Below are 13,962 nucleotides of genomic sequence, written 5' to 3' on the forward strand. Positions count from 1 at the left end.
GGATAGACCGAAATGCAGTAACGAAGTAGAAGAGGAGGATAAGTTAATATGAGAACGTTTATGGGGAAATTGCGAATGATGAGCCTGACGGTTGCTGTAGTAACCGCCTCGCTGGGAGGACTTGCTGGAACAACAGCGGCGGCACCAAGTGAAGCCTATGAGTGGAAAAATGTGGTGACGGGTGCAGGAGGCGGGTTTGTACCGGGCATTATTTTCAACGAGTCGGAAAAGGATCTGATCTATGCCCGTACAGATATCGGGGGGGCCTATCGCTGGAATGCGGCTGACGAGAGGTGGATACCCTTAACGGATTTTGTCGGCTGGGATGACTGGAACAAGAATGGTGTGGACGCACTGGCTACGGACCCGGTTGATCCCGATCGGGTGTATATGGCAGTTGGGACGTATACGAATTCGTGGGACCAAAATAATGGCTCCATCTTGCGCTCTACGGACCGGGGAGATACATGGCAAACCACAACACTTCCGTTCAAAGTGGGCGGCAACATGCCGGGACGTTCAATGGGAGAACGCCTGACCGTGGACCCAAATGATAACAGTATTCTGTATTTCGGTGCACGAAGTGGTCATGGGTTATGGAAAAGTACCGATTACGGTGTGACTTGGAACGAAGTCACAAGCTTCCCGAATCCGGGAAATTATGTGCAAGATCCTTCGAATGAATATACCAGTGACATCGTAGGTCTGGCATGGATTACATTTGACAAAACAACAGGTTCGGCAGGGCAAGCAACCCAGACAATCTATGTGGGTGTTGCGGATAAAGATCAAAGCGTATATCGCAGCACAAATGGCGGCCTGACCTGGTCAGCTGTTGCTGGTCAACCTACAGGTTATATTCCGCATCATGGTGTGTTTGATTCAGACGGAAGCCTCTATATTACGTACAGCGATGGTGTTGGACCCTATGATGGGGCAAAAGGTGACGTGTGGAAACTGAATACGTCTACAGGTGTCTGGACCAACATCAGCCCTGTTCCAAGCAGTAGCACGGATAATTATTTTGGATATGGCGGATTGGCTGTTGATGCACAGAATCCCGGTACATTGATGGTTGCGACATTAAATTCCTGGTGGCCGGATGCCACCTTGTTCCGGAGTACAGATGGCGGAGCGACATGGACACGCATATGGGAATTTGAAGGATATCCGAACCGGAAGTTACGTTATACACAGGATATTTCGGCAGCGCCATGGCTCACATTTGGCACCAATCCTGCCCCACCCGAAACAACCCCAAAACTGGGCTGGATGATCGGTGATCTGGAGATTGATCCGTTTGATTCGGATCGCATGATGTATGGAACAGGTGCTACGATCTATGGAACGAAGAACCTGACAGACTGGGATGATGATGAAAAAATCAATATTTCAGTGATGGCGAAGGGGGTTGAGGAGATTGCCGTACTGGATCTGGTCAGCCCGCCAAGTGGTGCACATTTGATAAGCGGATTGGGAGATGTCTCCGGATTCCGTCATAACAATCTGGACCAGGCTCCAGCTACCATATTTACGAGCCCGAACTATCCTTCCACAGAAAGTCTGGATTTTGCAGAGTTAAGTCCAAATACGATGGTTCGCGTAGGTAAAGCAGATTATGCTGCTGATCCAAATGCAAAATCCATGGGTTTGTCCAGTGACGGAGGTACTACGTGGTATAAGGCTAATGCAGAACCTGCCGGCACAACCGGAGGAGGGACCGTAGCCATCTCTGCGAATGGTAACCGACTCGTATGGAGCACATCAGATAAAGGCGTACATTATTCGACTGACGGCAATTCATGGACGGCAAGTACGGGCATACCTGCACAGGCAAAAGTGATTTCGGATCGTGTCAATCCAAACAAATTTTATGGATTTGCAGCGGGTAAAATCTATGTGAGTGTGAATGGTGGTGCTACTTTCACGGCAACATCTGCGACCGGACTTCCGATGGAAGGAAATGCCGATCTGGATGCCGTTCCAGGTGTTGAAGGTGAACTCTGGTTTGCAGGTGGTAGTGAGGAAGAAGGTCCTTACGGATTATGGCATTCTACGGATTCAGGCGCAACATTCACGAAGCTTGCCAATGTAGAGGAAGCAGACAGTATCGGATTTGGTAAAGCGGCCCCTGGGCAGAGTGTTGTTGCGTTATACACGGTTGCACAGATCGATGGAACACGTGGATTCTTCCGCTCCGATGACGGTGGTGCCAATTGGGTTCGTATCAATGATGATCAGCATCAGTATGCTCGTGTAACTACAATTACGGGTGATCCGCGTTTGTATGGAAGAGTATATCTCGGAACAAATGGCCGCGGAATTTTGTATGCTGACCGTGTTGGAGGTAACAATGGCGGAGGTACTCCAGTGACCAACTCTGCGATTACACCGGTTACAGCCGAATTTGATCGCAAAGCAGGCAATCAGATTAATATTCCAGTCACGTTAACACTTAACGGCAATACACTTGCATCCATTCGCAACGGGAATGCAACACTGGTTTCAGGTACAGATTACACGTTGACAGGCAATGAGGTCGTATTAAGTAAAAACTACTTGGCTTCACTTCCCAATGGCGCAGTGACGCTAACCTTTCAATTCAGCGCAGGTGCTCCTGCGACCTTGAATCTGCTCATTAAAGACACAACAGCTGCACCTGTTGGAACCATACGCATTGAGATGTTTAACAGTAACACTTCAGCGACGGGCAGCTCGATTAGTCCCAAATTCAAACTGACAAACACAGGTACTACAGCCTTGAATCTGTCTGATGTGAAGATCAGATACTATTACACGATAAACGGCGAACAGCCTCAGAACTTCTTCGCTGACTGGGCGACTGCTGGCAGTGCGAATGTAACAGGCACGTTCAGTGCACTCAATCCGGTTCGGACAGGTGCTGACCACGTGCTTGAGATTGGATTCATAGCTTCCGCTGGAACTCTGAATGCAGGACAAAGCACAGAAATCCATACGCGCATCTCCAAGAACAATTGGACCAACTATACGCAAACGGATGATTATTCTTTTGCAGGTAGTCAGACTTCCTATACGGACTGGTCCAAAGTCACTGGTTATATCGCGGGAAGTCTCCAATGGGGAATTGAACCATAAGTGAGTGATTTAACGAAATAAAGGATTGAAATAGGGGTCCTGATTCGCCAGATGATCAAATGGCGAGTCGGGGCTTCTTATTTTGTCGAAATATAGTGTAAACTATAGATAGTTACCATTGCTTAAAGGATCGTTTTAGGATATAAAAAGATGTACAATTAATTTAGAATTAATGTAACCGCTAACACTGGAAAGTGTTTATAACCGATATATAATAGTTGGTATAGCCTGTACAGATATAGAGGAAAGATTAGACAAGGGGGTCGCGATCATGAACCGGTTGTGCAAGGTGCTGATTGTTGACGATGAGTTTCTGGTAAGACAGGGCATAAAGCACCATATGAACTGGGAAGCGGAAGGATTTATCATTGTGGGTGAAGCTTCCAACGGTGAAGAAGGATTACAGCAGGTGAACCTGTTAAAACCGGATATTGTGATCACCGACATTGTCATGCCTGTCATGGATGGGGAAACGTTTGTCCGTACACTAAAAGCCAGTAATCCGCAGATTGAAGTTATTGTACTTAGCAGCTTCAGTGAATTCGAGTATGTACGTTCAACGCTTCAGCACGGGGCAGCCGATTATATACTGAAACCCAAGCTGGATACAAATGAATTATTGCAAGTCCTTCAACGCACAGCGGGTAAAATTCCGGAATTACAGTTCGAGCCGTCGCACGATGGCTGGAGACTTGGGCAACTGATGGAGAAGATGCTGTCCGGATTTACACTGGATGAAGATAGCGAAATGCCGATCATTCGAGATACCTTTCCGTATGAATCCTTTCGCTTGCTTGTGTATAAACCCGTGGGTGCTGGAGGGAATCCACTGAAGATGGATCAGGAGCAGATTGAGTCCAAGCTCCGCTGTGATCTGCCTGAAGTAGAATGTGCAATGGTTCCCGCAGAGGGTACATTACCTGTGATGCTTCTTAATGTCGATCCTGCGAGAGATGAATGGATGCTTGAACGGATCAGACAGTTGGCCAGTGAAAATGCAACAGGAGAAGACAGTCCTGGTTGGGTGCTTAGTGAAAGCTTTACTTCATTTGAACAGATGGGTGTTGTTTACCGGGAACGCCTGATTAAGCTGATTGAATATCGTTTCTATTATAAGGATCGACCAATCCTGGTGTATGGTGAACTGCCTCCAATGCATTCCGCAGGTTACCAGTTTAATGTGAATATGTTTTTGCAGCATGTGAAGCGTAACCGGGTCGAAGCGGCAAGGGAGTATTTACAGGATCATGCAAAAACACTTGGACGGGATTATATTGCCGACGTGTTTGAGATCAAATCATTTCTCGGTAACTTGATCTTCAACGTGACCATTACCCTCGCGGATATGGATGTTCAGTCTGCCGGGCTGGAAGAGAGCAAATATACGTATTTTAAAAATGTGGACGGCGCTTCGAGTCTGGACGAAGTCATGACTGTGCTTGACCAATTCATGACGGAAGTTCAGGAGTGTACCGTTGGTGCGGGTGGAAAACGAAGTGATCCCAACATGAAGATGCTGCTGGATTACATGCATGATCACTTTGATCAGCCGCTCGGGCTTGCTGAAGTAGCCAAGCACTTTCATTTTAATCCATCGTATTTATCCAGTTATTTCTCATCTCACAAAAAAGAAGGATTTAATGAATACTTAAATAAAATTCGGATTGAAAAAGCCGAGGAATTGCTCCGATCCGATGATGTAACGATCTCTGAGATTAGCAGTATGGTAGGCTATTCCGATCATAGTTACTTTTGCAAAGTATTCAAAAAATTCACCGGATTATCACCAAGCCGATACCGGCGCAAATTCTGGGCATAAAGTCAGAAGGATAAGATCATGAAGAAATGGATGAACCAATTATCTCGTCTCGGATTGTTTCCCAAGTTGTTTCTGGTTATGGTGGTCAGTATTGTCCTCGTTTCTGTACTCATCTTATGGACGACCATTCACATGTCAACCAATCTGTTTACTGAGACGTTCAGTATCACCAACTCCAAGGTGCTTAATCAGATCAAAACAAATTTTGAATCCTTTAATGAGGCCATTGCTGCCGTATCGAATAATGTGACGCAGAGTGGATCGATCCGAGGATTCCTGTCCGAAGGAGATGCCGATTCCCTCACGATGGCCAAATCCTTCTATAATATGAGGGAAACGATGGATCGAATTCAATCCATCACAGAATCCTACGAAGTCGGGATAACAATTATCGGAATTAATGGACGGAGCTATTCCACGAATCGTGCTCACCTTCAGTTGTCCGTGGATGAATTGAAGCAGGAGCCAATTACGATGGAAGCCGCTGAGACGCCGAGTCGTCTTATCTTTGATGTTTACCAAAACGAGGCAACGCTTGGGAGTCAGCAGATGATCTCTGCGACGAAAGCGTTGACGGACCGAACACGCAGCCGGATATACGGTACGCTTTATGTCACGATGAGAGAAGACATATTCCGGCAATTTTACAGCAGTTTTACAAGTCGTGGCAATGATGTGGTCATTATGAATGAAAAAGGTGAGATTGTATCATCGAATCGTGAAGACTGGATCGGAACAACTCAGCTGGATTTGCTATCGTATGCCCGGGATATGAACAACAACTCTCCGAGAAGTATTAATGCTCGTGTGATGGATCAGGATAGCGTTGTGTTATCCGAGTATTTACCGTTCTATCGGTTTTATATTGTCAATGTAGTGGATAAGGATCTGGCGATGGGTCAACTTATCGACATGAAGACGGTTGCCCTGATCTGTGCAGCTATCGTTGTGGGGGCACTCATCCTTGTGTTTCTCATCACCAGCCAGATTACCAAGTCACTGCGCAGACTTGTGAAGCAGATGTCCAACATTACAAAAAGTGATCTGGACAACTATATTCCGGTGAGCGGAAGCTACGAGAGCAGGCAGCTTGGTCATGCTTACAATTACATGCTTGATGAACTGCATGATTATGTGGATCAGTTAGTACAGACACAGCATGAACAACGGAATGCAGAGCTTGCGGCATTACAGAGTCAGATTAATCCTCACTTCTTGTACAATACACTTGCATCTGTCAAAGTTCTGGTGCAACAAGGCAACAAAGACAGGGCTGCGGAGACGATTAATGCATTAATTGGATTGCTGCAAAATACGATCAGTGATGTGAGTCAGACGGTTACAGTGGAACAAGAAGTCGAGAATTTGAAAAATTATGTCTTCATTAATCACGTCAGATATGGTGGCCGGATTAAAGCAGCTTTCTACGTTGCTCCGGATTGTACACACTATCATGTACCCAAACTGGTGATCCAGCCGTTTATCGAGAATGCATTTTTCCATGGATTCATCAAGAAAGAAACGGGTACGATTCATGTCATGGTTTCCAGAGCGGGAGAATCACTCATCTGTGAGATTATGGACAACGGGGATGGAATTGAAGGACTTGTCATGGGAGAAACGTTGCCCAATCCAAAGAACAATCGTCAACTATTCAGTGGGATCGGGATTCGCAATGTCCATGACCGTATTGAGTTATTATATGGTTCACCTTATGGTGTCACCATTATGAGTACGGTTGGGGAAGGAACGAGAGTCACCGTTACACTACCTTTAATCACGAGTTGAATCGAAACCCGATTCCATTAAATACACTTAAAATCGAGATCCCTCGCTTCTGTTTTCTACAGAGTCGGGGGATTTTCACGTGTCAGAGGTAAAGCGGGTGAAATCATTTTTGTACTATTTCAAGATCAAGAAATTACAAAATCAAAAGAAATTACAAAAAACTAAATTTAATGCAAGCGGTTTCTGTAAAGGTTTTCATTGTGGCAATAAGATGACAAATCCGTACAAAATTATTACTAACGAATGGAGATATGGGAATGATAAGATGAATACATCGAAAGCAACCGCTTTCAGAAAACGTAAACAAATTACACACAAAGAGGTCGAAGGGGAGTTGAATGTTTTGAAAAAAATGTGGGTATTGATGCTCGTTACAGTACTGCTGTTGTCCGCATGTTCATCCGGTGGCGGAGGTAAATCCGCTAGTGGTGGTGACGAAAAAACAAACGAAATTACGGTCTGGGCTTGGGACAAAGCTTTTAACGTAGCTGCAATGGAAACAGCAAAAGAAGCATATCAAAAAGCAAATCCTGATGTGAAAATTAACATCATTGAATACGCTCAAGCTGATATCATTCAGAAACTGAACACAGGTCTTAACTCCGGAACTGCCAGTGGTCTTCCAAACGTAGTTCTGATTGAAGACTATCGTTCACAAAGCTTCCTGAATGCATATCCTGATGCGTTCAAAGATCTGTCTTCCAGTATCACGGCTTCCGATTTTGCAGATTACAAACTCGGACCAACAGCGTTTGATGGTAAACAATACGGAGTACCATTTGACTCCGGCGTTGCTGGTTTGTACTACAGAACAGATCTGCTGGAGCAAGCTGGCTACAAAGCAGCTGACCTGCAAGACATCACTTGGGATGACTACATCCAAATTGGTAAAGACGTAAAAGCTAAAACAGGTAAAGAGCTTCTTTCTCTTGACCCGAATGACCTTGGTTTGATTCGTATGATGATCCAAACTGCAGGTAAATGGTATTCCGCAGAAGATGGTAAAACACCTGACATTGCTAATAATGCTGCTCTGAAAGAAGCGTTTATTACTTACAAAGCAATGATGGATGCCAACATTGTTAAATTGCACTCTGACTGGAGTCAATTCGTTGCCAACGCCAATAACGGTAGCGTAGCAACAATTCCTACAGGTAACTGGTTCTCACCATCTGTACGTCAAGAAGCTTCCCAATCCGGTAAATGGGCTGTAGCTCCAATACCGAAAATGGCTGGTCAAGCAAACTCTGTTCACGCATCCAACTTGGGTGGTAGCTCTTGGTATGTTATGAACAACGTTCCTGGCGCAGATCAAGCAGCTGATTTTGTAGCAAAAACATTTGGTTCTGATAAACAATTGTATCAAGATCTGTTGAACAACATCGGCGCAATTGGTACGTACAAACCAGCAGTTGATGGTGACGCGTATGCCAAAGCAGACGAGTACTTCGGCGGACAAAAAATCTTCACAGACTTTGCAAATTGGACGAAAGAAATTCCAAGCGTAAACTATGGTATCAACACATATGCCATTGAAGATATTCTGGTAGTAGAAATGCAAGCATTCCTGAACGGTAAATCAATCGATGACGTTCTGGCTGATGCACAAAAACAAGCTGAAGCACAATTAAACTAAGATACCCAAGGTAACTTATAGAACCCTAGGAAACATCGGAGCCATCTCCTATGTCCGGCGCAAGTCGAACCGGATATGGCGAGGGGCTCCGTGGGTTCTACCCATGTTCCATGGAGAGAGAGGAGCCATACTGTGAAAGCCATGAATACAGGAGACAGTCTCCAAAAGAAAAATAATTTGACTGGATGGGCTTTTGTTTTGCTGGCTGTTGTCGGGATTGTTGCATTTTACTTCTACCCGATGATCCAAGCGCTGCTCTTATCGTTCAAGTCTGGTGTAGGAGCCAATCTTGAATTTTCGGGCCTTTCTAACTACAAAAGATTGTTAGTTGATACAACGTTCCGTACAGCATTATCGAATACATTTATCTACTTGATTATTCAAGTGCCTGTAATGATCATTCTTGGTTTGTTTATTTCCGTATTGCTGAATGACAGCACACTACGTTTCCGGAGCTTCTTCCGTACAGCGATTTTCTTGCCTTGTGTAACTTCATTGGTAGCGTACTCTGTTGTATTCAAATATCTGTTCGCACCAGATGGAATGGTGAATCAATTCCTGATGGGCTTGCACATTATTGGAGATCCAATTCAATGGATCACAGACCCGTTCTGGGCTAAAATTACGATCATAATCGCCGTTACTTGGCGTTGGACCGGATATAACATGATTTTCTATCTGTCATCCCTGCAAAACATCGATCAATCGATCTATGAAGCTGCAAGAATTGACGGAGCGAATGCTTTTACACAATTCTTCAAAATCACAGTACCTTTGCTTAAACCGATTATCCTCTTCACGTCCATCACATCAACGATTGGTACATTGCAAATCTTTGATGAGATCATGAATATTACCAAAGGTGGTCCAGGTAATGCGACCATGTCGATTTCACAATACATCTACAACCTTTCGTTCAAATATTCACCGGACTTCGGTTATGCAGCAACAGTGTCGTATTCCATCGTAATCTTGATTATTGTATTGTCCATCATCCAGTTTAAAGTGGCAGGTGATAATAAAAATGGCTAAAGCTAAAGCAAAACGGATTTTCACATATGTGTTCCTATCCATCGTCGCCTTTGTATCCATTTTCCCTTTCTTCTGGATGCTGGTCAGTTCAACAAATGCATCAGTCGATGTCACCAAGGGTAGACTGCTGCCCGGTTCAGCTTTTATTGATAACTTCAACAAACTGATTGATTCGACAAATCTGGTACAGGCTCTCGGAAACTCGGCGATTATCTCTGTGGTCTCCACTCTCTTGGCACTGTTTATTGGTTCCATGGCAGGTTATGGTTTCGAGGTATATCGCACGAAGTCTCGTGACATTGTGTTTAATATCCTGTTGTTATCCATGATGATCCCGTTTGCAGCGATCATGGTACCACTGTATCGTATGTTCGCAACAATCTCGGGAGTTGCACCGGTTATTGGAATCAACACGATGGCAGCAGTGATCCTGCCAACCATCGCAACAGCGTTCCTGATCTTTTTCTTCCGTCAGAACACCAAAATGTTCCCGAAAGACTTGCTGGAAGCTGGACGTATTGATGGTTTGAGTGAACTCGGCATCTTCTTGAAGATCTATATGCCAACCATGAAAACAACATATGCAGCGGCAGCAATCATTACATTCATGAGTAGCTGGAACAACTATCTGTGGCCACTCATTGTATTGCAAACACCTGACCAACAAACGATTCCACTGTTGATCTCAAATCTGGGTGCTGGTTATTCTCCGGATTACGGAGTAATCATGACAGCAATCGTGATTGCAACACTGCCTACAGCAATCGTATTCTTCATCATGCAGAAACATTTTGTTGCAGGTATGGTAGGTTCCGTGAAGTAATGAAAACAGCATAATCCGTGCAAATGACGGATGCAGGAAAGAAGAGAGGGCGCTGTTATGGCGTACCTCTGTCTTTTTTGTTTATGTAAAGCAAAAGGAAATCCAGCGTAAACCTTGAATAAGTCAAACTATAACGTTTTAAAGGGAGAGAGAGCCGATGAAAGCAACAAAGGCAGATATCAACTGGTTGGGGGACGTAAGTGTATTTGAGGTGAACCGTCTTCATGCCTATTCCGATCACCGTTATTACCAAACAATGGATGAAGCTGTAGGTTCAGGCGCGATGTCCATGCGTTATGATCTGAATGGTACGTGGAAATTCAACTATGCAATTCGTCCAGACAGCCGTTCTGAGTTTTTCTATACATCCGATTTTTCCAGTGAAGGCTGGGATGATATTGAAGTTCCGGGGCATATCCAACTACAAGGATACGGACAGATTCAATATGTAAATACACAATATCCTTGGGATGGACTGAACGAAATTCGTCCGCCGGCATTACCGCAGGATAAAAATCCGGTTGGAAGTTACATTCGCACATTCCACCTGCCGACAGGTTGGGAGTCGAATTCGGTATATATTTCTTTCCAAGGTGTAGAGTCTGCATTCTATGTATGGCTTAATGGACAATTCGTAGGATACGGAGAAGACAGCTTCACGCCATCTGATTTTGACCTGACGCCATTCCTTCAGGATGGAGAGAACAAACTCGCAGTTGAGGTGTATCAACGCAGCACAGGCAGCTGGCTGGAAGATCAGGATTTCTGGCGTTTCTCCGGCATTTTCAGAGATGTGTATCTGTATACCGTCCCAACTGCACACGTTCGTGATGTTCATGTTCGCACAGATCTGGACAAGTCCTATACCAACGGTACGTTGCAACTAGATTTGAAACTGGAAGGAAAAGCGGTTGCTGGAGCGCGAGTAGAGGCTGAACTTCGTGATCGTGAAGGCAATACCGTTAAAATGTTTGAATCCAAAGTTAACGATGGGCAAGTAAGTCTTCGTGAAGATATCGGTACAGTGAACCTGTGGAGCGCAGAGATTCCATACTTGTACCGTCTCTATATTCGTGTATATGATGCTGCGGGTGCACTGGTTGAGGTTGTTCCTCAAGCCGTTGGTTTCCGTACATTTGAAATGATTGATAAAGTGATGCACATCAACGGTAAACGTATCGTATTCAAAGGTGTGAATCGTCATGAGTTCAACCCGCGTCGTGGACGTGCGGTTACGAAGGAAGACATGCTGTGGGATGTTCGTACCATCAAACAGAACAACATGAATGCCGTACGTACGTCACACTATCCAAACCAAAGTCTTTGGTATGAGTTGTGTGATGAATACGGACTTTATGTTATTGACGAGATGAACCTGGAGACACACGGATCTTGGCAGAAACTTGGTGCTGTTGAGCCTTCATGGGTTATTCCAGGTGACAAACCGGAATGGCTTGATATCGTTATGGACCGCGCTGTATCCATGGTGGAGCGTGACAAAAACCATCCGTCCATTCTGATCTGGTCTTGTGGTAATGAATCACATGGTGGTGAAGTCATCTACAAAGTATCCCAATACTTCAAATCAGCTGATCCAACACGTCTGGTACATTACGAAGGTGTATTCCATGATCGCCGTTTCGATGAAACAAGTGATATGGAGACTCGCATGTATGCCAAACCGGCGGACATTGAGGAATTCCTGAATGCAAACCCGACCAAGCCGTATATCAGCTGTGAGTACATGCATGCCATGGGTAACTCTATTGGCGGTATGCACAAATATACGGAGTTGGAAGACAAATATCCGATGTATCAAGGTGGATTCATCTGGGATTACATCGACCAATCCATTTATAAAAAAGATCGTTACGGCAAAGAATTCCTCGCTTATGGCGGAGATTTTGGTGATCGTCCATCAGACTATTCCTTCTGTGGCAACGGTATCGTCCATGCTGACCGTAAAGTAACTGCGAAAATGCAGGAGGTTAAATTCCTGTACCAGAACATCAAGCTGTTCCCGGATCGTGAAGGTGTCAAAATCGTGAATGGTAATCTGTTCGCAGATACATCTGCGCTGGAACTGGTATACAGCCTGGAGCGCGATGGACATGAAGTGCTGCGTGGAACATTGGAAGTCAACGTGGATGCCCAAAGCGAGATGGTAGTGAAACTTCCGCTGGGTGCAGAAGCTCTGGCGGGCGGCGAGTACGCTGTGAACACTGCATTTGTGTTAAAAGAAGCTACACTGTGGGCTGACAAAGGCGAAGAAGTGGCATTTGGACAGTTTATTTTCACACAGGATCAGGTAAATGATGCAGTTGAAGTCGACTTGAATCTTGTAAGTGATGTACAAGTTATCGAAGGTGACGTTAACATCGGTGTTCGTGCTGGCAAGACACACGCGCTGTTCTCCAAACAGTTTGGGACACTGGTTTCCCTGAAATTGTCTGGTCGCGAGACGATTGCTGTACCACCTGCACCGCTCTTCTGGCGTGCAATGACGGATAATGACAAAGGTATGGCGATGGGCTTCGAACTGGGCGCCTGGTATGCAGCGAGCCTGATGCCACGTTCTGTAGAGTGGAAAGCGGAACAGAAACCGGATCAATACCGGATCGAGTTCACGTACAAGCTCAACATTTCGGAGGATGTACAAGTGAAAGTGGTATATACCGTTCATGCAGATGGAAGTGTGCGTGTGCATAATACGTACAAAGGTACTGCTGGATTGCCAAACTTGCCAATTCATGCATTGTCCTTCAGAACATCACCTGACTTCGAAAACGTGGAATGGCTTGCGATGGGACCAGAAGAAAACTATGCAGACCGCGCATTTGGCGCACGTCTGGGTATCCATGGCAGCAAGGTAGCTGATACCATGGCTCCATATCTGGTACCACAGGAATCAGGCAACCGTACGGGCGTACGTTGGGCCAAATTGACAGACAACGCGGGACGTGGCTTCAAAATTGAAGCATCCGGAACTCCGGTTGAGCTGAATGTTTCACCATATACGGCATTTGAGCTGGAGAATGCACAACATGCGTACGAATTGCCTCCTGTACACTATACGGTCGTGACTGTAGCGGGTAAACAAATGGGTGTTGGCGGTGATGACAGCTGGGGTGCTCCGGTTCATCCGGAATACCTGATCCCTTCGGACGGCGAACTGACATTTGAGTTTGTCATTCGTGCACTGTAAGTAAAAGGATCATACAGAATAAAGAATGTATTCTATAAAGAACAGAGGTCTTCGCTATCGGAGGCCTCTGTTTTGTTATGTCAACGAACAGCTTGAGGGCATTGTATGAAACCGTTCTCTCTCCAACCTCGTAATGTACGAGACAGGAAACATAAGAGGGGGTTCAAGATGAGTAAAAAAGCAAAGACAGGTATATGGGTGACGGTGTTGGTCTTCTTGGGTATCATAGTTGGATGTTTCATATGGTATTTCAATACCGCTTCGGGTGAACGTGCACTCAAAACGATGAGGTCCAATAACTCGGGTGGCCTGGAGAGGGTTGTTAAAGTGTACAGCAATAATGGTGAATTGATTCAGACCTATGATGGCAAGATTGACGTGGAAGATACGGAATACGGCAATAAAGTATTATTTGATCTCAATGGGAAACGTGTTGTGATCTATAATGCAACGATTGTTGTTGAAGAGAAGTAAAGCGTAAATTGCCAGTCTTGACGAAGCGCTGGTTTGGAATTTGGAATGACACCTTATCTCTTATATGG

General features: G+C 45.1%; 8 protein-coding genes. All 8 read left to right on the forward strand.

What is annotated here, in order from left to right; all coding sequences use genetic code 11:
• Nucleotides 1-48: 48 nt before the first annotated feature.
• Nucleotides 49-3,117 (forward strand): X2-like carbohydrate binding domain-containing protein, encoded by a 3,069-nt coding sequence (locus tag MHI48_RS11050; protein ID WP_405143953.1) that lies wholly within the window; start codon nt 49-51, stop codon nt 3,115-3,117.
• Between the two features lie 271 nt (nt 3,118-3,388).
• A complete protein-coding gene (locus MHI48_RS11055) occupies nt 3,389-4,936 on the forward strand; it encodes a response regulator transcription factor (RefSeq protein ID WP_036670302.1) in 1,548 nt (515 codons plus the stop codon).
• 18 nt (nt 4,937-4,954) lie between these two features.
• Nucleotides 4,955-6,724, forward strand: a complete 1,770-nt coding sequence (locus MHI48_RS11060) for a sensor histidine kinase (RefSeq protein ID WP_036670305.1) — start codon at nt 4,955-4,957, stop codon at nt 6,722-6,724.
• 352 nt (nt 6,725-7,076) lie between these two features.
• A complete protein-coding gene (locus tag MHI48_RS11065; protein WP_235193818.1) occupies nt 7,077-8,360 on the forward strand; it encodes an extracellular solute-binding protein in 1,284 nt (427 codons plus the stop codon).
• Between the two features lie 141 nt (nt 8,361-8,501).
• Complete coding sequence (locus tag MHI48_RS11070; protein ID WP_036610887.1) at nt 8,502-9,392, forward strand: carbohydrate ABC transporter permease; 891 nt, start codon at nt 8,502-8,504, stop codon at nt 9,390-9,392.
• A complete protein-coding gene (locus MHI48_RS11075; RefSeq protein WP_036609483.1) occupies nt 9,385-10,215 on the forward strand; it encodes a carbohydrate ABC transporter permease in 831 nt (276 codons plus the stop codon). The genes MHI48_RS11070 and MHI48_RS11075 overlap by 8 nt, the downstream gene beginning before the upstream one ends.
• 157 nt (nt 10,216-10,372) lie before the next feature.
• Nucleotides 10,373-13,420, forward strand: coding sequence for a glycoside hydrolase family 2 TIM barrel-domain containing protein (locus MHI48_RS11080; RefSeq protein WP_036670306.1), 3,048 nt, complete (start codon nt 10,373-10,375; stop codon nt 13,418-13,420).
• A gap of 168 nt (nt 13,421-13,588) precedes the next feature.
• A complete protein-coding gene (locus tag MHI48_RS11085; protein WP_017689244.1) occupies nt 13,589-13,894 on the forward strand; it encodes a hypothetical protein in 306 nt (101 codons plus the stop codon).
• Nucleotides 13,895-13,962: the final 68 nt, after the last annotated feature.

The sequence above is a fragment of the Paenibacillus sp. FSL H7-0942 genome, from assembly GCF_045040715.1.
GTDB lineage: Bacteria > Bacillota > Bacilli > Paenibacillales > Paenibacillaceae > Paenibacillus > Paenibacillus amylolyticus.

What these genes read in the sequence shown, in the direction of transcription:
- MHI48_RS11080 (WP_036670306.1), top strand. Translation starts at nt 10,373, where the DNA reads ATGAAAGCAACAAAGGCAGATATCAACTGGTTGGGGGACGTAAGTGTA.
- MHI48_RS11060 (WP_036670305.1), top strand. Translation starts at nt 4,955, where the DNA reads ATGAAGAAATGGATGAACCAATTATCTCGTCTCGGATTGTTTCCCAAG.
- MHI48_RS11065 (WP_235193818.1), top strand. Translation starts at nt 7,077, where the DNA reads ATGTGGGTATTGATGCTCGTTACAGTACTGCTGTTGTCCGCATGTTCA.
- MHI48_RS11075 (WP_036609483.1), top strand. Translation starts at nt 9,385, where the DNA reads ATGGCTAAAGCTAAAGCAAAACGGATTTTCACATATGTGTTCCTATCC.
- MHI48_RS11055 (WP_036670302.1), top strand. Translation starts at nt 3,389, where the DNA reads ATGAACCGGTTGTGCAAGGTGCTGATTGTTGACGATGAGTTTCTGGTA.
- MHI48_RS11085 (WP_017689244.1), top strand. Translation starts at nt 13,589, where the DNA reads ATGAGTAAAAAAGCAAAGACAGGTATATGGGTGACGGTGTTGGTCTTC.
- MHI48_RS11050 (WP_405143953.1), top strand. Translation starts at nt 49, where the DNA reads ATGAGAACGTTTATGGGGAAATTGCGAATGATGAGCCTGACGGTTGCT.
- MHI48_RS11070 (WP_036610887.1), top strand. Translation starts at nt 8,502, where the DNA reads ATGAATACAGGAGACAGTCTCCAAAAGAAAAATAATTTGACTGGATGG.